The 18,751-nt window shown below is 33.1% G+C and carries 19 protein-coding genes and 2 tRNA genes; 7 read left to right on the forward strand and 14 right to left on the reverse strand.

Features of this window, described 5'->3' with window-relative positions; translation table 11 throughout:
- Nucleotides 1–22 precede the first annotated feature (22 nt).
- The 3 genes from deia_RS01980 (at nt 23) to deia_RS01990 (ending at nt 1,914) form a co-directional block, all read left to right on the forward strand.
- Nucleotides 23–1,057 carry a DNA-directed RNA polymerase subunit alpha gene (locus deia_RS01980; RefSeq protein WP_146820499.1) on the forward strand — a complete coding sequence of 345 codons (1,035 nt, stop codon included), beginning with the start codon at nt 23–25 and terminating at the stop codon, nt 1,055–1,057.
- Between the two features lie 176 nt (nt 1,058–1,233).
- Complete coding sequence (locus tag deia_RS01985; RefSeq protein WP_146820500.1) at nt 1,234–1,575, forward strand: hypothetical protein; 342 nt, start codon at nt 1,234–1,236, stop codon at nt 1,573–1,575.
- A gap of 51 nt (nt 1,576–1,626) precedes the next feature.
- Entirely contained in the window at nt 1,627–1,914 is a 288-nt protein-coding gene (locus deia_RS01990; protein WP_146820501.1) for a hypothetical protein, read from the forward strand.
- Nucleotides 1,915–1,970: 56 nt separating this feature from the next.
- On the opposite strand, the gene deia_RS01995 is transcribed toward deia_RS01990, so the two are convergent.
- The 5 genes from deia_RS01995 to miaA form a co-directional block, all read right to left on the reverse strand.
- Nucleotides 1,971–2,513, reverse strand: a complete 543-nt coding sequence (locus tag deia_RS01995; RefSeq protein ID WP_146820502.1) for a nucleotide exchange factor GrpE — start codon at nt 2,511–2,513, stop codon at nt 1,971–1,973.
- A 145-nt stretch (nt 2,514–2,658) separates the two neighbouring features.
- Nucleotides 2,659–3,831: a hypothetical protein gene (locus deia_RS02000; protein ID WP_146820503.1), complete on the reverse strand. Its 1,173-nt coding sequence runs from the start codon at nt 3,829–3,831 to the stop codon at nt 2,659–2,661.
- Nucleotides 3,832–3,882: 51 nt separating this feature from the next.
- Nucleotides 3,883–4,842: a malate dehydrogenase gene (mdh, locus tag deia_RS02005; RefSeq protein WP_146820504.1), complete on the reverse strand. Its 960-nt coding sequence runs from the start codon at nt 4,840–4,842 to the stop codon at nt 3,883–3,885.
- Nucleotides 4,843–4,863: 21 nt separating this feature from the next.
- Nucleotides 4,864–5,178 (reverse strand): thioredoxin, encoded by a 315-nt coding sequence (trxA, locus tag deia_RS02010; RefSeq protein WP_187694794.1) that lies wholly within the window; start codon nt 5,176–5,178, stop codon nt 4,864–4,866.
- A gap of 167 nt (nt 5,179–5,345) precedes the next feature.
- Nucleotides 5,346–6,218 carry a tRNA (adenosine(37)-N6)-dimethylallyltransferase MiaA gene (miaA, locus tag deia_RS02015; protein ID WP_146820505.1) on the reverse strand — a complete coding sequence of 291 codons (873 nt, stop codon included), beginning with the start codon at nt 6,216–6,218 and terminating at the stop codon, nt 5,346–5,348.
- A gap of 309 nt (nt 6,219–6,527) precedes the next feature.
- Between miaA and deia_RS02020 the strand changes: the two genes are divergently transcribed.
- Nucleotides 6,528–6,995 carry a restriction endonuclease subunit S domain-containing protein gene (locus tag deia_RS02020; protein WP_146820506.1) on the forward strand — a complete coding sequence of 156 codons (468 nt, stop codon included), beginning with the start codon at nt 6,528–6,530 and terminating at the stop codon, nt 6,993–6,995.
- Here deia_RS02020 and deia_RS02025 read toward each other — a convergent pair.
- Nucleotides 6,982–7,872, reverse strand: a complete 891-nt coding sequence (locus deia_RS02025) for an IS1595 family transposase (protein WP_222912638.1) — start codon at nt 7,870–7,872, stop codon at nt 6,982–6,984. The two genes, deia_RS02020 and deia_RS02025, sit on opposite strands and share 14 nt — an antisense overlap.
- Nucleotides 7,873–8,102: 230 nt before the next feature.
- Here deia_RS02025 and deia_RS02030 point away from each other — a divergent pair, with 230 nt between their 5' ends.
- Complete coding sequence (locus deia_RS02030; protein WP_146820508.1) at nt 8,103–8,870, forward strand: hypothetical protein; 768 nt, start codon at nt 8,103–8,105, stop codon at nt 8,868–8,870.
- Nucleotides 8,871–8,936: 66 nt separating this feature from the next.
- On the opposite strand, the gene deia_RS05820 is transcribed toward deia_RS02030, so the two are convergent.
- The 4 genes from deia_RS05820 to argS all read right to left on the reverse strand — a co-directional run bounded on the left by deia_RS05820 (nt 8,937) and on the right by argS (nt 12,258).
- Nucleotides 8,937–10,031: a pentapeptide repeat-containing protein gene (locus deia_RS05820; RefSeq protein WP_222912639.1), complete on the reverse strand. Its 1,095-nt coding sequence runs from the start codon at nt 10,029–10,031 to the stop codon at nt 8,937–8,939.
- A gap of 207 nt (nt 10,032–10,238) precedes the next feature.
- A tRNA-Gly gene (locus deia_RS02040) sits at nt 10,239–10,312 on the reverse strand.
- A gap of 105 nt (nt 10,313–10,417) precedes the next feature.
- Nucleotides 10,418–10,494 (reverse strand) — tRNA-Ile (locus deia_RS02045).
- Nucleotides 10,495–10,548: 54 nt separating this feature from the next.
- Nucleotides 10,549–12,258: an arginine--tRNA ligase gene (argS, locus tag deia_RS02050; protein WP_146820509.1), complete on the reverse strand. Its 1,710-nt coding sequence runs from the start codon at nt 12,256–12,258 to the stop codon at nt 10,549–10,551.
- 109 nt (nt 12,259–12,367) lie between these two features.
- Here argS and glpX point away from each other — a divergent pair, with 109 nt between their 5' ends.
- Both glpX and deia_RS02060 read left to right on the forward strand, forming a co-directional pair.
- The gene (gene glpX, locus deia_RS02055) at nt 12,368–13,312 is read left to right on the forward strand and encodes a class II fructose-bisphosphatase (protein WP_146820510.1); all 945 of its coding nucleotides are present in this window, start codon (nt 12,368–12,370) and stop codon (nt 13,310–13,312) included.
- A gap of 1 nt (nt 13,313) precedes the next feature.
- Nucleotides 13,314–13,910 (forward strand): hypothetical protein, encoded by a 597-nt coding sequence (locus deia_RS02060; RefSeq protein ID WP_146820511.1) that lies wholly within the window; start codon nt 13,314–13,316, stop codon nt 13,908–13,910.
- On the opposite strand, the gene aroE is transcribed toward deia_RS02060, so the two are convergent.
- From aroE to deia_RS02080, 4 genes are all read right to left on the reverse strand, one after another.
- Nucleotides 13,900–15,927: a shikimate dehydrogenase gene (aroE, locus tag deia_RS02065; protein ID WP_146820512.1), complete on the reverse strand. Its 2,028-nt coding sequence runs from the start codon at nt 15,925–15,927 to the stop codon at nt 13,900–13,902. The genes deia_RS02060 and aroE overlap by 11 nt on opposite strands.
- A 6-nt stretch (nt 15,928–15,933) precedes the next feature.
- Complete coding sequence (aroA, locus tag deia_RS02070) at nt 15,934–17,235, reverse strand: 3-phosphoshikimate 1-carboxyvinyltransferase (RefSeq protein WP_146820513.1); 1,302 nt, start codon at nt 17,233–17,235, stop codon at nt 15,934–15,936.
- Between the two features lie 5 nt (nt 17,236–17,240).
- Nucleotides 17,241–17,786 (reverse strand): hypothetical protein, encoded by a 546-nt coding sequence (locus deia_RS02075; RefSeq protein ID WP_146820514.1) that lies wholly within the window; start codon nt 17,784–17,786, stop codon nt 17,241–17,243.
- A 111-nt stretch (nt 17,787–17,897) separates the two neighbouring features.
- Nucleotides 17,898–18,728 (reverse strand): HAD family hydrolase, encoded by an 831-nt coding sequence (locus deia_RS02080; protein ID WP_146820515.1) that lies wholly within the window; start codon nt 18,726–18,728, stop codon nt 17,898–17,900.
- Nucleotides 18,729–18,751 lie beyond the last annotated feature (23 nt).

Genomic DNA, 18,751 nt, shown 5'->3' on the forward strand with positions numbered 1-18,751 from the left:
AATTTAGAGATTTTATTTAGTTATGTCTAGTACTTTGGATTTTTCCGTTTATTCATCTTTTGTTAGGCCGTTTAATATGGAAAGGGTAAATGTTTCGAAGAATACAGATGTTTTTACCCTTCATCCTATTGAGATAGGTTATGGTGTTACAATTGGCAATTCTTTAAGAAGAGTTTTACTTTCTTCGATAAGGGGTGTTTGTATTGATTGGATTTCTTTTGATGGTAATAGGCATGAATTTTCATCGATACACGGTATATCTGAGGATGTTGTTAATATAGCTTTGAATTTTAAAAACATTGTCTTAAAAGCTGATAATCTGTCAGAATCAAGGATGTTTACGATTAAAATATCGAAGTCTGGATCTTTTACTGCTGGAGATATAAAATGCCCCGATGGAGTAGAGGTTGTTAATAAAGAATGCTATCTTTTTACAGTTTCATCTGAGACTGTTGATCTAAGTTTAACCATATGCATTAAACCTGGTTTTGGTATTGATATTGTTGCTGACGATGATTTTGTAGATCATAAAATCGGTAGAATTTACCTCAATAAGATATATACACCAATTAAAAATGTATCCATGGAAATTTCTCAAGTTACCTATAATGGTAGAACTGACTATGAAAAGTTAATGTTGAAAGTTGAAACAAATGGATCAATTTCTCCCGTTGATGCTGTTGGTATAGCATCTTCTGTTATGAGGGAAATATTATTACCATTTATTAATTTTGATCAATCTGTATCTGTTTTGAAGGATAATAAGGTACAGGGTAATACTGTCTCTCAAAAAGGTTCATCTTCTTTATCTGGTGGAACTAAATCTTTTACAGATTCAGGTTATCAAAATAACAAAAGCGATGCCACTCCTATTGAGTATGTTGAATTTAGTGTTAGAACAAGCAATTGTTTGAAAAAAATGTCCATTAAGTTTCTTAGTGATCTTGCCGCCATGAGTCCAATGCAGTTATTATCAATGAAAAATTTTGGTAAGAAGTCTTTAAATGAAGTAATACAAAAGCTCAGTGAATATGGCTTTAAGTTGAAAGATGATTAATTTTAATCTGATGTAATATGTTCTTTTTTGTTAAAAATAAATACCACTATTTCATTTCTTTGGCTTTGATTTTTTTGATTTTAGTCACTTATTCTTTTTGTTCTGGAGGTATTTCACGTGTCAAGGGTGTTAGATACAGAAATTATTGGAAAAGTGGTAAGATTTCTACTCAAAAGATGAATTCATGTGAATTAAACGCTGTAAACAAAGCTATAGAAAACGCAAAGCTGTTTTGTATAAGCTTGAAGGATGATAAGCTTGTATCGGATCATTTTGGTCTTGTTACAGCCGAGTCTGCTAGAATGTTTAGCAAAAAAGGTTTAATTGATTATAAAGATCTTGCTATTGCGACAGATGATAAAAAGTCATTTAATATTGTTGATAAGATGTTTAAAAATCGTAAGAAATATAGAGATTCATTAACAAAAAATGATTCTGATTGTTTAAAATCTGGTGTGCGAAAATTGACTATTGAGCAGAAAATTGATGTGTGTGGTGGGTATTTTGTTATGATTTAGTAATAATAAAATATTTATTTTTTTTGTTGTGAGAGTTATTTTTTTTATAACATGTCTGGTAATAATGGAAATCTTGACAGTGACAACTCTGTTGTAGTTAACATTGCTGATTGGTCTTTAAATAAGGTTGCCAATGGCACAAAAACTTCATCTAGGTCTAGCTGTGTTAATATAGAAAATAAAGATTGCAATTCTGGGGGGCGAGGTAAATTAATTCAATTTAATAGTAAAAATAGCAAAACTACTGAATGCAATAAGTTAAATCTTTTTCATTCTAGTAAGAGTTTTAGTAGTATTTCATCTCTTAAAAAGGGTAGCAAGAAAAATGATTCAAAGTAAAAGAAGTATAATATTTTTTAAAGCTTTATAAATTTTTGGCTTGTGTAACCGTTGGTCTAGAATCCAACTATAACATTTGCTGGTTTGATGATTCTATCATGTATCATGTATCCACTTGATAAAACATTTATTATGACACCTTTTTGATTTTCATCTTCAACCTTGACTTGTGACACAGCCTCATGTTTCTCTGGGTCGAATTTTTCGCCAATTGGGTTTATCCTTTTGACATTATTTTTTTCCAAGAATTTTGATACATCTATTAATATTATATTTATTGCGTTGTAAAAGTTTTTTAAATCTGGGTTATTTTCAAGATTTTCACTATTGATATTTGAGATTGAAAGATATAAATTGTCTAAAACTAGTGCTAAATCTTTTATAACAGATGTAAGTGCGAATTTAACTGAGTTATCTTTATCGGTCATGAGTCGCTTTCTTGTATTTTCTGTTTCTGCAATTGCACGCAGTAAAGAGTCTTTTAGATCTGCGTTTTCTTGTTTTAAAGCTTGCATTTCAGATTCAATATTTGAGTTTGTTTCATTCCTTTCCTCAGGTTTTCTATCTTTTAGTATCTTGTCAGTAAATTTTTCAGTCATATAGTAAAATCTTTATATATATATAATAACAAAATAATATAATTCAAGTAAAAAAGTAAAAAATTAACTTTTTACTTTGTCATCTTGTTGTGTAAGTTTTTTTATTTTGCGTGCAAAAGAAAAATGGCCTGAGTTTGTTGTTGTGTCAATGCCTTGTGATTGTTGAGTTTTTTTTAATAGGATCTTTTATTAACTTAAAATCTCGTTCTATTAGCTTGTCTTGAATATCATAATTTATCTTTTCTAACATCAATTCATGCTTACGTAATTCTCGAATATCTGATTCCATTTTTTTAATTTTGTTATACTGTGATGAGTTTATAAAGTTTTCAAAGGCATGATTGAAATGAGTTTGAAGATTTTGCATAGCATCTTTGTCATTTGCACTAAACAATAACATCTCATTTATAATATAATTTTTAGCATATCGCCCAAATGCATCAATTTTTGTATTTGAAGTAAATTTTTGTATCTCTTTCAGTAAATCAGTATTTATTTTTGCTGTATTTTTTTCGATTTCTTGATTTAATGTGTCTGTAAAATATTTTTCTTTTGCATTTTTTAAAGCTACTAGCTTGTAAATCTTACGTTGTACGTTTGTTATTTTATCTTGCATTAATATTTGTATTCTTTTTGCCCATTCATTTGTAATGTTTGGTATTTTTGATATAATAAAAGGGTAAATAAGTTGTTCATCTATATTATTAGATTTTGTAATATTTGATGAAAGCATTGTGATAAATTCAAATAGAAATTTATACATTGCTGTATCTTCGTTACTTGTGTTTAGATTAGATTTTGCAAGTTGTATTAATTCGTAATATATATTGCGAAATTTATTAATTATTTCATTTATATCATATGTGGTGTTAGCGACTTTTGCCAATTTATTTCTACATAAATTGTCTAATTGACCATTTACTGCATTTTTACCATTTTTTTGTTCAATTTGCTTAACATAATCATCAAAATTATTTATATTTACTTCAGATTGCGCTAAAGGTTTGATATATATTTCCTCTTCTTCATATCGTGTTGATGTTGTTTTGTCTGTATTTAATTTTTTTTGTATAGCTTTTTGCATTTTTTCATCCGTTAAAATCTGCTGTTTTGATTTTTGTGCAATAATATTATTATGGCGACTAAATTGTTGCATTGTTGGTTGTATTTGTGATATAGGTATTTGGTTGGTTAATCCTTTTTTAAGATCTAACTTTGTTGGTAACTTCAATTGTCTCAATTGTGGCACCTGACTTGCTTTAGTTGCTGTTTGGTTAGTTTTGTTAAGTTTGGGATTTTTGATTACAAAAGGTTTCATAAAATTAAAAAAATACACAGCAAGATTACTTACTGTGTATGGATATAGTTGTTACATTTTATCGATGATTTTTGAAAGTTCTTCGACAGCTTTTACAGATTTATCAAACATAGCTTTTTCATCTTTAGTCATGGAAGTTTCAACGATTTTCTCGCATCCGTTTTTCCCAACTACAACTTGAACGCCGATGTATAAACCAGAAATTCCATATTCGCCATTTAATTTAGCGCAGCATGGAAGGGTTTTTTTGCTATCTGTTAAATATGCTTCAACCATTTGCAAAGCAGATGCAGCCGGTGCGTAGTATGCCGATCCGTTACCTAGTAATTTTACGATTTCTGCGCCGCCATCTCTTGTTCTTTGGATGATTTTTTCAAGTTCTTCTTCGGTTACATCGCATATTTTTGCGTATTCATGAAGAGGAACACCTGCAACAACGCAATTTGTTGAGCCGCTTGTAACCGGAACCATAGTGTCTCCATGTCCGCCAAGTACTGTTGCTCTTACGAGTTTGCGTGATAAATTGAATTTTTCAGCAAGGAATGTGCAAAATCTTGCTGTATCTAAAATTCCAGCCATTCCAAGCACTTTGTTTGCAGGTAAGCCGCTCACTTTTTGAAAGGCGTAAACCATTGCATCAAGTGGATTTGTCACGATTACCACAAATGCATTTGGTGCGTATTTTTTGACATTTTCAGCAACTTCTTTAATGATTTTGTAGTTAGTTTCGATTAAATCGTCACGAGACATTCCAGGTTTGCGAGGAAGGCCTGCGGTAACTACTATTGCGTCACTGCCTTCAATGTCTTTATAGTCCCCAGTTCCAATTATTTTTGCATCAGAGCCGTGCAAGTAGCAGGTTTGAGATATATCAAGTGCCTTGCCTTTTGCGCTGTCTGCTTGTATGTCAAATAAAACAATGTCTGCATCGCCTTTTAATGATAGCAAATGTGCCATTGTTCCGCCAATTTGTCCTGCTCCAATAAGAGCTATTTTCTTTTTTTCAGTCATATTTATAATAAAAAAATTGTGTTATATATTTTCTTTAACCCATGATAAAATCTGAGCTTTTGGAAGTCCTCCAACTCTATTTGCAACCACTTTGCCGTCTTTAAAAACCATCATAGCCGGTATACTTTGAATTCTGTAATGTCCAGCGATTTCTGGATTTTCATCGATATTAATCTTAATTACTTCGAATTCATTTTGTTCTTGTGAAAGCTCGTTTAAAGCTGGAGCAATTGCTCTGCATGGCCCGCACCAAGGTGCCCAAAAGTCTACCAAAACCGGTTTTTCATTTTCCAAAACTTCCGATCGGAAATCTGTTTGAGAAATTTCTCTTGCCATAATTAAAATCAAATATTACATAGCCTTTTAACAATAAAATTTTATTATGCAAGTTTTATTATAAGAAAAATCATTTTGTGTTTAGTAATCAATGATTTTTGCTAGATTTATCAATTCATTGAAAGAAAAAGGTAATATTTTAATGTGTTTTGCGTTGCACATGTGCACTAAGATGTTATGTTTGTAAAATCTTTAAATTTATTCCTAAACCAAGTTGACTGGCGTTTTGCGTAATTTCGCGTTGCCTGCTGGGCTTTTTCGATCATTTCACTGTATTTTAGCCTTCCTTCGATATAGTCAATAATTTCAGCAGTACCGATGGCTTTATGAACCGTAAAACTGCGATCATATTTGAGTTTTAGCAAGTTTTCAACCTCATCAACTGCGCCATTTTCAATCTGCTGCAAAAATCTCTCATTACAAGATTTGTAAATAACCTGTCTATCTGGCATTAATAGCCATTTTGATACCTCAAAATCGTCTAAAAAACCTTGTGTTTTCTGCTTTTGCCAGTCGTAAATACTTCTGCCACTTTGGCAAATAACATCATATGCTCGCAGCATTCTCTGGCTATCAGTTTCCTTGATTTTGTCAGCTGCCATGGGGTCTTTTTCAGCTAAAAGCTTAAAAAACTCAGCTTTTCCAATTTTTTCCAGAAGATTTCGATTTTCTTGGGATATTTTAGGCTCTACATCGCAAATATTTGCCATGCCGTCAATTAAAAGCCTTATATACATTGCACTTCCGCCAACAAGCATTGGAATTCTGCCGTTTTTATGGCTATTTTTTATCTCACTCAATATCAAATCTATCCATTTTCCAGCCGAAAGCTGTTCATTTCCGTTTAAAAAACCATACATTTTATGGCTTGCGTCTTGTAAATCCTTTAGATTTGGCTGTGCTGATGTAATTGGAATTTCACGATAAACCTGCATGCTATCTGCATTTATGATGTCAATATTACCATGCCAAGCTGCGTGATTTATCGCAAGCCTCGATTTCCCAGACGCAGTCGGCCCTGTAAGTATTATAACCTTCATTTTTTATTACTTTTTCTAAATAAATAAATGTAAAATTAATTTTGCAAGTATTTTTAATGAAATATAAAATTTTGATTGATATTTATAAATATATTTTTACAATATATAATATTTATGTCTTGTTAAAATATTATTTTTGAAGATGAAACAAAGTCGCTTTATATATATTTTTCTAGTATTTTTTATGCTAACAATAGTAAGTTGCAAGAAACAATCCAATATAACTTTAATTGCAAAAGGGCAGGGTGGTGATAGAAATGGTGCCATTTTACTTCAAAAATATTTCCCAATGTCCCATTAAATAGTAAAATGTTTAACTATATTCAATTTAGCAATATAGATACTAAATTAGGAAGTGTCACTGATTATGAAGTTTTAACTGGCGAAAATGCACCTGATAGAGCCAAAAGAGTTGTTAAAGCTGGCGATATTGTTTGTGCAAGTGTTAAAGATAGCGAAGAAAATATTGCAATTATACCAAACAATAAAGACAATGTAATTGCTAGCACTGGTTTTGTTGTATTTAGGGCAAAGCCAAACATTATAACACCAGAAGCATTATATGTTTTATTAAAACAGCAAAACAATATTTTTCAAGTTAGATGTAAAGTTTCTGGCACTATTATGCCATCAATCAGTGCAGATGATTATTTAGAAAATATCGTGCCGAAACTTACTAAATTAGAAATAGATAAATTAACCACAGAAGTAAAAAAAATAGAAAATTTTAGAGATCATATTAGAACGGAATTATTCAATCTAATTAGCAATTCTTAATGCCATTTACTATAATCATTGAGAACATATCAAGCCCTCTATTGTTATATTTAAAACAACATTCTTGAATATAAGCGTCTAAGTGTTTTACACTTAATTTATGATAACTTCCAACTATTGCTCTTTTAAAAATGCCCCAAAACCCTTCAATTGTATTCGTATGAATACCATTTTTAGCATATTCTCTTTTGCCATGATTAATAACAGCGTGGCTTACAATCTTTTTAAAAGGTTTGTATCCTGTAAAGTCATCAGTGTATAGAGTAGCTTTTTCAAAATCGGTATTTTGCATTAAGAAAGCTTTTAACTCTTCAAAAGTGAATTTATCTTGTTTTTGAGCTATTACTTTTCCACTTTCACGCTCAACTGCTCCAATTACACCTTGTTTATCCGTGCCACGACCTCTTTTATTTGTGAAATCATCATTGTCATCTTTTTTCTTATCTCCTTTCTTTTTCTTGCCACCAATATAGCATTCATCACACTCTACAATACCTGTGAATAAAGTTGCCTGCTCCTTGTCTTGCATAGCCTGACGAATTTTCATTTGCATTCTCCATGCAGTATCTTTGTTGACATCAAGCTGTCTTGCAAGTTCACGGCTTGATATACCTTTCTTTGCATTTGTAATTATAGCAATTGCAAGCAACCATTTTTGAAGTGGCAAGCGTGTATCGTGAAATATTGTATTAACTGTAACGGAAAATTGCTTATTACAAGCTCCGCAGTGGTGGTATCTATCACTATCTTTTACTTTTGTTGCTCCAACAGAGCCACAATAAGGGCATACTGGTTTTTTATTCCATCTAACTTTTTCAAGGTGCTTTATAGCTTGCTTTTGAATTTTAAACTTTTGAAAAACACTAACTATATCCATAAACTTTTTATTAATCATTTGTTATATATTTTATAAACATAATCTTTTTAAATGTCAAGAACTTTTTTACTAATTAATGGGACATCGGGAAATATTTTAATAAAAAGGATATAAAATCAGATGTTATCTCGTCAATTGATGGTTTAACTTTTAAAAGCAGCCCTTCTTATTATATTTTTGTTGGACAATCTGCAGTTGATGAATTTGTTAAAAATAAACATAGTGAGGTAATGGACAACATATCTTTCTACTTGCATATAATTTCACCGGAAATAATTGATTTTGCAAAAAATAATCAAAATATCACGATTATTACAACGGAATCTGAAAAAAATCTCAATAAAAAAACTATTTCCAGTAATGTTATTTCAATTCCTCTTGCAATTCCAACTTATTTAAAATCTGAGTCAGTTCAAGCATACGAAGATAATAAAAAAGTGATACACGAGCTACTTTCACGCGCAACAATTCACCTTGGTGGCTTGTATAAAAATGCACAAAATCAAGATGTTATAATAACCGATAGTCAATTTCAAAGCATTCCAAAAGACTTGAATTTAACTAGTAAAAACCATGTTTCAGTAATTGTTCACCCAAGAACATTTAAAGATGTAATTGATAAACCAATGCAGATTAAAAAAAGATTACTACTGCTGACAAAAGATGGCAAGTTGAATAAAAATATGCACTTTTTTGTGCCAAAGAATTTATATGATATTCTAAATGCAAAGGAAAATTCAGGACTGTTTTCTGGTTTTAATATTCAATTGTCACCTCCTTATAATGGCGTTTTATACGCAATTAATGAATTGCAAATGTGCGAGCAAAAGCAATTTGTTTCGGTTGATCAGTACAACGCTTTTGCGGATATAAAATGTAAAGTTCACGGATTTTTACTCAATAAAAGCGATGTAAATCAGAAGAAGTATCTGAATAAATATAACTCGATTAACTTAAATCAAGATGTTTTAAAGGGATTTTTAAAGATAGTAAAGTAACATCAAGCAAGGCTAAAATTTAGCAAGGAGGACTTTTGCGCTATGGGGGTTGGGGTTTAAAAAGTTTTAATCTGTGAAGAAGTCTTGGTCGTTTATTACGTGTTGAACATGAATTTTCCCTTCATCCAAAGCTAAGCCATTTTCCTTTGCAATTGCAATTTTTATTTCCCTGTCTTTTGCTTTGTTTTTGTCACAATAAGCCCATTCTAGATTTTTTACATCTTTAAGATTAGCAATCCGTAAATCAGCACCTTGAAGATTAGCCTCCCGTAAATCAGCACCTTGAAGATTAGCCTCCCGTAAATCAGCACCTTGAAAATTAGCCCCCTGTAAAGAAGCACCTTGAAAATTAGCCTCCCGTAAATCAGCACCTTGAAAATTAGCCCACGATAAATCAGCACCTTGAAGATTAGCCCTCTCTAAATCAGCACCTTGAAGATGTGCATTGTTTAAATCTAAATTATTAAGATATTTTCTGTTTGCCTCAACAAAAAGTTTCATCATTTCTATTGCCTGAGCGCAAAGATTTGCCTTTGGATAAGCCTTTGTCCACTCTTCTTTGCTTCTTATTTTTCGCCGCATTGCATCTAGCTTTTCCTCATCTTCTTCCATCCACCAGTCATCTGGTAAAACTTTTGGCGCTATATACGAGCTTGTATTATTATTTGGCTTATACCGCAAAACCCCAATAATATCAAAAACTTTTGGAAGGGGGATTAGCTCCATGTTTCCTATTGTTCCAATTAAAGATGAACTTCGCGGATTTGCATTCTTATTTTCCTTTTTCTCTTCATCTTTAGAGGCTTTTTGCTGTAATTTTTCACAAGCATTTTGCGCAAGACCAACTATCATATTTCGCCTATGATCATATTGGTTTGACCGAATGCCGTAAAGGAAGATATACACGGTTGGAAGCAATTCGCACAGAAAAGAGCAACCCTTTGGAAAAAACCTTGAAAAAAACTTATAAAAGTCATGCACAAAGCTGTTATGCAATAAATTATAAATACCTGTAAAATCCTTTTGAAAATTAATCTCTAATCCGTTTATTAGTAGTAATAGGAAAAATAGATAAATTAGCGTATTGCCAATTCGTTTCTTTCTTGCAATATTTTTTACCCATTTGATAAAACAGAAATCAAAACACTTACACTCTGACATAAAAATCAAGCACAAACCACTTCGCCAATCAATTAAACATGCGCCATTTTATAAATCAAGTTTTTTTGAGTTTTGCTGCTTTGTAAATCAATTTATTAACTCACACAAGCGATACAATATATCCCGAGTTTTATTTCAATTCACATTAATTTGATATTTACATGAAAAACGTTAAATCTATTGGTAAATTTGGATAAATCTTGCAAGTGGAGCGGGTAGCGGGAATCGAACCCGCCTGGCTAGCTTGGAAGGCTAGAACTTTACCACTAAGCTATACCCGCGTTTTTCTCTTTTTATAACATTTTTTTTAATTGTCAAGCTTTTTTGAACTGTATAATTTAAAAAAATAAATGATGCAGATTTTATCCACTTCGTATATCAAATAGTGGTGGGTCTACCTGGACTTGAACCAGGGACCTCTTCCTTATCAGAGAAGCGCTCTAACCAACTGAGCTATAAACCCGCTTCTTATAGCAGGTGATAAAAAAAATAATTGTCAAGAATCTTTTTTGCAGATTTACATTTTCTCCATCACCCGAACCCCAAAAAGATCAAGGCATGACTTGATAATTTGCTGCACGCAGGCGATAAAGACAAGGTTTGCTTTGGTTTGATCTTGGTTATTTTTGTCTATAAATCTGAAATCTGCGATGTTCCAAAGGCTGTGGAAAGCGCCGACGAGGTCTATTAAATAGGTTGCAACAAGGTGTGGCTCGGCATTTTTTGCGCAGTGGGATATTAGCCTTGGAAATTGCCCGATTTTTGCAAGGATTTCGATTTGTTTTGGATGGTTTATGAGGCGTGCAAAGGCTTCAAAGTCGCTTGGCATGTCAAAGCCTTCGGTTTTTGCTTTGGCGATTAGTGAATTACAACGAGAATTTGCGTATTGTATATAGAAAATTGGGTTTTCTTTTGATTGCTCAAGAACTTTTTCAAAATCAAAATCTACCACTGTATCGCATTTTTTGGTAATTAAGAAAAATCGCAAGATTTGTGGGTCAATTTCGTCTAAAACATCTGATAAAGTAAGGAAATTTCCGGCGCGCTTTGACATCTTTACAGGCGCTCCATTTTTGACGAAATTAACGAGTTCACAAAGCTTTACATCAACACTTGCAAGACTGTCTGAAATAGCGCTTACTGCAGCGCAAATGCGTTTTTTATACCCCTTGTGGTCAGCGCCAAGGACAAGAATCATTTTCCTTGCTCCACGGTTGAATTTGTCAAAGTGATATGCTATGTCTGGCGTGAAATATGCCCATGAGCCATCAGATTTTTGAATTGCTCTATCGCTTTCGTCGCCAAATTTGCTAGATGCAAACAAAAGTTGCTCGCGATCTTCCCATTCTTTATTGCTATCGTGTTTTGGTTTTTCCAAAATTCCAGTGTAAATCAAGCCTTTTTCCTTTAAAACGCTTACGGCTTTTTCAACTAAATTTGCATCAGTAATTGCCTGCTCGGAGGTAAAAACCGAGTGATAAACACCAAGTTTTGCAAGATCTTCCTTAATTAAAGACATCATGTAGTCTATTATGAATTTGCGTAAATCTGCGTTTTGTGCATCTTTTCCAAATTTTTCAATTGCAGCTTTTGCACAGTCTATAACATATTCCCCTGGATAGCATTTATCGGGTAAATTTTCCGAAAAATCGTTATTTATAACCTGTTTTATGCGAAACTGGACGGATGATATAACTTTATCAATTTGTGCGCCGGCGTCGTTTATATAGTATTCACGAATGACGGAAAATCCGCATTTTTGCAGTAAATTTGCGATAATATCACCATAAACCGCGCCTCTTGCATGGCCAATGTGCATAGGACCAGTTGGATTTGCCGATACATACTCAACATTTACAATTTCACCTTTTCCGATGTTTTCAAATCCATAATTTTGATCTTTCATGACGGATAATGCGATTTTTTGCCAGAATTTATCCTGCATTTTTATATTTATAAAGCCGGAAATATTTTGAATATCGGCAATATTTTCGGAAAATTCGTGTTTTTTAAGGTTTTCTATGATATTTTCGGCGATTTGATTTGGGTTTTCGCGCATGTTTGATGCAATTATCATGGCGTGATTTGCACTTATATCGAATTTATCTGCAAATTTTGGTGAGACATAACTTGCGTCGCATTTTGCAATGATTTCTTCTTTTACGCTCGTTTTTTCAAGGCATATTTTATCTATAATTTGCTTTAGATTTTGAAATACACATGTCATAATATTGCCTTAAATGCTAATTTAGCTTAAAATTTGAAAAAGTAATAGTCAAGAAAAAAACTTGACAATAAAATACAATGTATTACAATCTGTATCTATATTTTCGTTTATGAATAACAAAATTTTATTTACTCTAGTTGAAGAAATTGCTTTACAGACAAGTGTAAAGGCCGCTATTGCATCTTATAAATGGCTTGGAAAGGGCGATTCTAATGCCGCAGATCAAGCAGCGGTATTTGCAATGCGTGATTTTCTTGCAAAACAAGATGTAATTCGTGGTAAAATCGTAATAGGGGAGGGCGAAAGAGACGAGGCTCCAATGCTATATATAGGTGAAGTTTTGGGCTCTGGAAGTCATGATTTTGACATAGCGGTTGACCCACTTGAAGGCACGGCGCTTTGCGCAGATAATAAGAAAAACTCTATAACGGCAATTGCAATCGGGCAATCTGGTTCAATTTTGCACGCACCAGATGTCTATATGGAAAAAATTGCAGGCGGACAAATGCTTGCAGGAAAAATCGATCTTGATAAAACTATTGAGGAAAATATAACGGCAGTTGCAAGAACTCTTGAAAAAGATGTAGCGGATGTTACAATTACAATTCTTGACAGACCAAGACACAAGGAAATGATAGACAGGGCAAGGGCTTTTGGTGCAAGTGTATCGCTCATTCAAGACGGCGACGTAAGCGCGGTTATAAGCGTTGCGCTTGGAAATAGCGATTTATATATTGGAATTGGCGGCGCTCCTGAGGGCGTTTTGGCTGCAGCTGCGCTTAAAACTATAGATGGCTATATGCAAACTCGCTTAATATGCGATACAGACGAAAAAAAACAGCGAGCAAGTAAAATGGGAGTTGTTGATTTTGCGAAAAAATATACAATTTCAGACATGATAAAAGGCGATGTTGTTTTTGCGATAACTGGTGTTTCAGATGGAGATTTATGCGATGGAGTCTTTGAAATTGACGAAAACTTTACAACTTCATCACTTGTTTTAAACAGTTTTGAAAAATCTATTAAAAATATTGAACTAACTTTTAATTTATAATATGGCACAAGACATAATTGCAACTAAGACAAAAAAACAAGACGAACAAGAGCAGCGTGAGTTACCAATAATACCAAGAACAAAAGATAAACCATTAGTTTTTGTGAAAAGTAAAGCTGTTAATAATATCCCTCTGCGAGATAAAAAGCATTATCAATATGGAAAACAAAAAAATGAAAATTATTATAATATATTAAAAAATGGAATCTCTGGTTTTCAGGTTCCCGTTTCACGAGAAATACATGACATTACTCCAGTATCTAACAATATTTATCAAACGCAACCAGTGCAAAGAGTAACAGATAAAGTTAATAGTGGTAAATTGTATAAAACTGAAATATATCAAAAAGCTTTACCAGCTAATCAGCAGTATTATGAAAGATTGAAAAATTTAAGAAAAACAAGAGAAGAGAAAGGAGCAGATGTTCCAAATGATGTAAAGCTATATAATGCATTAGAATTTGTTAGTATTTTAAAAAATAATAACTTGGATAATATTGGGTATTTTAATCAATCTAGCGGTGAGTCTAGGTTACAAGGGTATCTTAAACAAATGAATTATAATCTAGGTGATAATAAATATATCTTCAGTAAATAACATAATCATTTAAAGTAACTTGACCTGGTGCGGTTTTTTCAGATTCAAAGGCTGCGGCGAAGGCAAGTTTAGAGCCGTATTTAAGCGCGTCAATTCTCATGCTTTTGCAGTTTTCGCCCATGGCAATTATTGCTAAATTGTCGTATTTTTCAAGCAAGGATAGGCATTTTATACAATCTTTTGTGCTTTGTGGTGTGATGGCGATTTTAATGATGTCGGCTTTTTTACAATTTTCGTAGATTTCATCGAGTTTTTCCTGTGATATCATGTCGTTAAAATCGTGATAAGAGGCGATAATTTTGGCTTTTTGTGATGATAAATCTCCCATTAATGCGAAATCTGATACGTCTATATCGATAAAGTCGAATAAAGATGCGGCTTTTTTCATTATTTCGTCGTAGTTTTTAAATCTTCCATTACCGCCGTGTTCTTTTTTACGTGCGGTGAAAATTGTTCGATATTTACTCATGATTTGCGCTAAATTTTCAATATCAAAGAGTGATAGATTTTCGATGTAATCGGCTCTTATTTCAATATTTTGTGCATTTTTGTCGATTAAATCTAGTTTTTTTGCTATTTCTTCGACGCCGTGACCAAAGATTGAGACAAAAATTCGTGAAAGCATTTTAGACACTTCATTTTGCCTTAAAATCTCAGTATTTATCGCGCTTTCCATGGTTTTAAAGTCGGCAAAATAGCCTGTATACAGCTCAAATTGTCGCATTGCCTGGTTGATTAACATTTGCGTTCCAAGTATTATTTTTGCGCCGTTTTTTTGTGAATCGCATAGTAATTTTGTATAAAGTGGGCTGTAAATTAAGTCAAAAACCGTGTGTTTATCGGATATTTTTGAGGTATCGATTGGGCATTCTTCGCTTTTATGTCCACAGGATGTTGCATTGATTATGATGTCAAAAAAATCTGCGTTAAAATCTGCAATATTTGCGATTTGCACGCTAAAACTGTCGATTAAATCTGATGATTTTCGTGCGTCTCTTACGAAAACTGTAGTATTTATCGCATGTTTTTCAAGTGCAACAAGGCACGCTCTTGCCGCTCCGCCTGCGCCTAAAATGGCTATTTTTTTACCCTCTATTTCACTTGGCAGGGAATTAAAAACCCCGATGTAGTCTGTGTTATAGCCGATTAGTTCGTTTTTTGCCGTGCGAACGATGGTGTTGACTGCATTGCATTTTTTAGCAAAATCGTCGATTTTATCGCATATTTTCATCACCGCATCTTTGTGTGGCGTGGTAACGCTTATTCCCCAGAGGTTGTATTGCAATATATAGTCACGCAATTTCTCAATCTCCATCGGCTTTATTTCAAGGTGAATGAAGGAAAACTCCGATTTAATGGCAAGTTTTTGATAGCAGGCTTGATGAATATGAGGAGACATCGAGTGTTTTACGGGATGGCCAATGACTGCATTAGTTTTAATCGAGGTTTTTTGAATTATTTCTGCGATGATTTTGCTAAAATTCCACTCTGCATCGCTGGTTTCGACTATTGTGTGCGCAATTTTTTTATATTTTGGCGTGCGGTAAAAATTTTGCATTACAAGATCCTCTTCAAAGTTTGTTTTACTCGATAAAATCGGGCGATTTGCAAGATTTTTGACGTCATTTTTAAAGCGTTTTATTATGACATTAATGTCGCTGTGAAGTAAAATTTTAAAGGTTTTATCGGCATTTTTTAGAATTTGCGCTTGAATTTCGCCGTATTCATCGCCATTTTTTGAAACTATATCGTTTACACCAACGCCGCCGCCGCATGAAATAACGCATTTTTCGCGCAAAAGTAGTTTTTCAAGGATTTTTGTTTCAATTTCGCGAAAATCGTGCCAATTTTGTCCACTTTTTGTGATTTCATCGATGGTTTTGCCGCAAAATGCTATGATTTCTTCGTCAAGATCGACGAATTCCCATCCAAGTTTTCGCGCAACCTCCTTTCCTATGCCACTTTTTCCCGTGCATCGCATCCCAATTAGTGCAATATTTGCCCATTTTATCGACATATTTTACTAGCAAACATTAAAATTTAAACCTATTTTTTTGCAAATATCCCAAAATTCCGGCATGGATTTTGACACGACTTTTGGGTCTAAAATTGCTAAATTTCCTAGGCGGGATGCGATCATTGCAAAGCACATCGCCATTCTGTGGTCGTGATAGGTTTCAATTTCGACGCAATTTTCGAGTTTTAATTCGCTATTGCCGTAAATTACGATTTTATCTGTAAAAACTTCAGTGTTTATGCCGATTTTTTGCAGTTCGTTGTGTAGGGCGGCAAGGCGGTCGGTTTCCTTGTTTTTAAGGGTTGATAGGCCGGAAATTTCGGATATTCCGTCTGCGAAAGCAAGGGTGCAAATTATAGTCATGGCGGAATCTGGCATGTTTTCCATGTTTATTTTTAGCGCCTTTATCGTTTTAGGCGCGATTAGGGATATAATATTGTTATTTTCTTCGATTTTTGCTCCAAGCTGTTTAAATATGTCTAAAATTCTTCTATCGCCCTGTAATGATGTGGTTTTTAAGCCAGAAATTTCAATTTTCATTCCAGTTAACATGGAAATTCCAAAAAAATACGAGGCAGAAGACCAGTCGCCCTCTATGGCAAAATCTTGCGATGTATATTGAGATTTTGGAATATTATACGATAAATACTCATTATTTTCAACTTTTACGCCAAAAGTGCCCATTATATCTATAGTTAAGTCGATGTAAGGCTTTGAAACAGGGCTTGACGCGCGAAGCTGTAATCCGCTTGAAAAGTATGGCGCAATCATCAAAAGTGCCGATGTATACTGGCTGCTTATGGCTCCGTTTATCAAAACTTCAGATGCGAAATTGCAAGATGAAGACACGCTAACTGGCACGCATCCGTCATTTTTTAGGTATTTTACATCGACATTTAAGGCTAAAAGTGCGTTGCAGAGGTCTTTTATTGGTCTTTCAAGCAATTTTCCCTCGCCTGTGACTACAATTTCGCGTTTGCAAAGGCTTGCAAGGGCTGTTAAAAATCTGCTTGTTGTTCCTGCGATTTTGCAGTTTAGAACTGTGTTTTTTATGTTTTCAAATTTGCCAGAGTTGCCAAAAATTTGCATTTTATCTCCATCTTTTTCGCATTTAATTCCAAGATTTTCAAGGGCGTCTACGAATGCCAAAACATCGTCGCACTCTGGGATATTTGATAATTTTGAGACGCCGTTTGCAATTGATGAAATCATTAAAGCGCGATTTGCAATGCTTTTTGAGCCCGGAATTTGCGCGGTTTTTGTGGTAAAATCTGTGATTTTTGAGATTAATTTGTTTTTATTGGTCATAATAGTTATAATATGCTATAGTTACTACAATATGTTATGTATAATTTAGCTATTTCACGTGCGAGATTTTTAATTTCTTTTATTTTATCTTCTGTGAAATATTCTTTTATATCTTGTGTAAAAGTTTCAGTTGCGATATATCCTATTAAATCTCTAGTCGATTGATGAAGAGCAAATTCATTTATTAAAGATTCATTATTATGTTTTTTTATTTTTTTATATAATTTAAAGAAATTGTTTGTAAACATAAATATCTTTACATGATAAGTGTTATCAAAATTTTCTTTCGAATTCAAAAAAACATACATCTCATTCCTAAGCTCTTGCGTTGTGTTTTGATAGATTAATTCTTTTCTTTGCCCTAAAAAGACAATTGCCGATATAATAAAGGTTGTAATTGTAAAAATCGCTTCAACGCCCATCCAATTATCGCTGCCAATAATGTCGCATATAAAACAGATAATCAGGGTTGCTATTGCAATTATTACTACAATCCAAATCCAATGTTTGGCTTGAATTTTTGATAAATGTTTTTTAATAAAAGCTTCCATAAAAAACCCAAAATCAATCACTATTAAAACTCTTTTTGTGAAAGCTATTTTTCATCAAAGAACAAAGTGGCTATCTTTTTAAGCATTTGATTTTTTTAAAAGTCAAGTTTGTCAATTATGCAATATCTTTTTAATTTCCGTCTCAAATTCATCCATCGTCTTTACATAAATCTCGCTTCCAGCCTCAACTTTTTTGCTGTATCTATTGACGCCAAAGCCGATGAAAATGTCTGCCTCTTTTGCCTTCCAGACTTCCAAATCGTTTTCTCCATCGCCTATGTGTACGACTTTTCCTTTGATTTTACCTTCTTTTTTGAGTAATTTAATTAAGTCGCTTTTCTTTTTTGAATAGACTGTATGGCTATCTGGGTTTGCACAATTTACATATTCAAAGTTTGTAGTATCAAATTTGAAAGCAGTTTGAAGAGATTGTTTTGAAAAATCTTTAAAATATCCCGAGTAAATATCGCTTTTTGAAGTTCCAAATTCTTTTACAAAATCTGGGATTATGCCACAGCCGAAAGCTGAGCCGCCAATTATTAAAACCTGATGCCCCTGCGATTTTAGTTTTTTAATGACATTTCCAAGCCCAGGTGTTTGATGTTTTATGATTTTTCCGATTGCAAAATTTAAATCTTTTTTAGACACATTTTTGTAATATTTTGCCGCGATATTCTTGACAACATCATGCTCCTTCTGCGTTTTTATTAAATCGCTAACGAATGCTTGATATTTGGCCATTTTTTTCTCATCACCACCTACAATGCTGTAATATATTTGATCAAAATATGCAGAATCTTTATTAAAATTATACATAGTTGCGTCAAAGTCGAAGATGAAGGTTAGTTTTTCGTCTTTTGCAATTTTGAATTCATTTTGCTTTTTTGTAAAACAGCTTGCGAGTAATACGCAAATTAGAAATAGTTTTAAACAAGTTTTCATAAATCAAACACAAAATTTAGTAA

Origin of the sequence: Candidatus Deianiraea vastatrix, from assembly GCF_007993655.1 — a bacterium.
GTDB lineage: Bacteria > Pseudomonadota > Alphaproteobacteria > Rickettsiales > Deianiraeaceae > Deianiraea > Deianiraea vastatrix.

What these genes read in the sequence shown, in the direction of transcription:
- deia_RS01980 (WP_146820499.1), top strand. Translation starts at nt 23, where the DNA reads ATGTCTAGTACTTTGGATTTTTCCGTTTATTCATCTTTTGTTAGGCCG.
- deia_RS01985 (WP_146820500.1), top strand. Translation starts at nt 1,234, where the DNA reads ATGAATTCATGTGAATTAAACGCTGTAAACAAAGCTATAGAAAACGCA.
- deia_RS01990 (WP_146820501.1), top strand. Translation starts at nt 1,627, where the DNA reads ATGTCTGGTAATAATGGAAATCTTGACAGTGACAACTCTGTTGTAGTT.
- deia_RS01995 (WP_146820502.1), bottom strand. Translation starts at nt 2,513, where the DNA reads ATGACTGAAAAATTTACTGACAAGATACTAAAAGATAGAAAACCTGAG.
- deia_RS02000 (WP_146820503.1), bottom strand. Translation starts at nt 3,831, where the DNA reads ATGAAACCTTTTGTAATCAAAAATCCCAAACTTAACAAAACTAACCAA.
- mdh (WP_146820504.1), bottom strand. Translation starts at nt 4,842, where the DNA reads ATGACTGAAAAAAAGAAAATAGCTCTTATTGGAGCAGGACAAATTGGC.
- trxA (WP_187694794.1), bottom strand. Translation starts at nt 5,178, where the DNA reads ATGGCAAGAGAAATTTCTCAAACAGATTTCCGATCGGAAGTTTTGGAA.
- miaA (WP_146820505.1), bottom strand. Translation starts at nt 6,218, where the DNA reads ATGAAGGTTATAATACTTACAGGGCCGACTGCGTCTGGGAAATCGAGG.
- deia_RS02020 (WP_146820506.1), top strand. Translation starts at nt 6,528, where the DNA reads ATGTTTAACTATATTCAATTTAGCAATATAGATACTAAATTAGGAAGT.
- deia_RS02025 (WP_222912638.1), bottom strand. Translation starts at nt 7,872, where the DNA reads ATGGATATAGTTAGTGTTTTTCAAAAGTTTAAAATTCAAAAGCAAGCT.
- deia_RS02030 (WP_146820508.1), top strand. Translation starts at nt 8,103, where the DNA reads ATGGACAACATATCTTTCTACTTGCATATAATTTCACCGGAAATAATT.
- deia_RS05820 (WP_222912639.1), bottom strand. Translation starts at nt 10,031, where the DNA reads ATGTCAGAGTGTAAGTGTTTTGATTTCTGTTTTATCAAATGGGTAAAA.
- argS (WP_146820509.1), bottom strand. Translation starts at nt 12,258, where the DNA reads ATGACATGTGTATTTCAAAATCTAAAGCAAATTATAGATAAAATATGC.
- glpX (WP_146820510.1), top strand. Translation starts at nt 12,368, where the DNA reads ATGAATAACAAAATTTTATTTACTCTAGTTGAAGAAATTGCTTTACAG.
- deia_RS02060 (WP_146820511.1), top strand. Translation starts at nt 13,314, where the DNA reads ATGGCACAAGACATAATTGCAACTAAGACAAAAAAACAAGACGAACAA.
- aroE (WP_146820512.1), bottom strand. Translation starts at nt 15,927, where the DNA reads ATGTCGATAAAATGGGCAAATATTGCACTAATTGGGATGCGATGCACG.
- aroA (WP_146820513.1), bottom strand. Translation starts at nt 17,235, where the DNA reads ATGACCAATAAAAACAAATTAATCTCAAAAATCACAGATTTTACCACA.
- deia_RS02075 (WP_146820514.1), bottom strand. Translation starts at nt 17,786, where the DNA reads ATGGAAGCTTTTATTAAAAAACATTTATCAAAAATTCAAGCCAAACAT.
- deia_RS02080 (WP_146820515.1), bottom strand. Translation starts at nt 18,728, where the DNA reads ATGAAAACTTGTTTAAAACTATTTCTAATTTGCGTATTACTCGCAAGC.